Here is a 759-nt window from a genome sequence, read left to right as displayed (position 1 = left end):
CCTGAAGAAGATCGACGAGAACGAGCGCACCGTGCTGATGGTGCAGGTGGAAAACGAGGTTGGCACCTTCGGCCTGGTGCGCGACTTCGGCAAGACGGCACAGGCCGCTTTCGAAGCCGACGTGCCAGCCGCCGTGCTGGCGCGCAAGAAGGCGCCGGTGCCGGGCGCGGCCAAGGGCAACTGGCGCGCCGTCTACGGCGACTACGCCGACGAGTACTTCCACGCCTGGGCCAAGGCCCGCTACATCGGCGAGATCGCCAAGGCCGGCCGCGCCGTCTACGACCTGCCGATGTATGTCAACAACGCGCTGCGCGACCCGCTGGAGCAGCCGCCCAAGCCCTGGAACAAGAACTTCGCCAGCGGCGGCCCGACCTACGACGTCATCGACATCTACAAGGCCGCCGCGCCCGCCATCGACATCGTCGGCCCCGATATCTACAACCCCGAGTCGGCCAAGCTCAACGCCAATCTGGCCAAGTTCAAGCGTCCCGACAACGCCTTGTTCGTGCCCGAGATCGGCAATGCCGAGCTCTATGCCCGCTACCTCTATCAGATCCTGGGCAGCGGCTCCATCGGCGTCTCGCCCTTCGGCATCGACTACTTCGATTACGCCAACTACCCGCTCGGCGCCAAGACCAACGACAAGGCCACGCTGGAGCCTTTCGCCAAGATCTTCGCCGCCTTCCGGCCGATGCAGCGCCAGTGGGCGCGATGGGCCTTCGAGGGCCGCACGCACGGCGTGTCCGAGCCCGACGACCA

General features: G+C 66.3%; 1 pseudogene. It reads left to right on the top strand.

Annotated elements, in window-relative coordinates:
- Positions 1-759: pseudogene (locus tag ACXJKR_RS33960) on the top strand (beta-galactosidase); the annotation flags it as partial.

The sequence above is a fragment of the Roseateles sp. P5_E11 genome (assembly GCF_054049355.1).
Note: the sequence above shows the minus strand (reverse complement) of the source record. Positions and strands in the feature narration are given on the sequence as shown.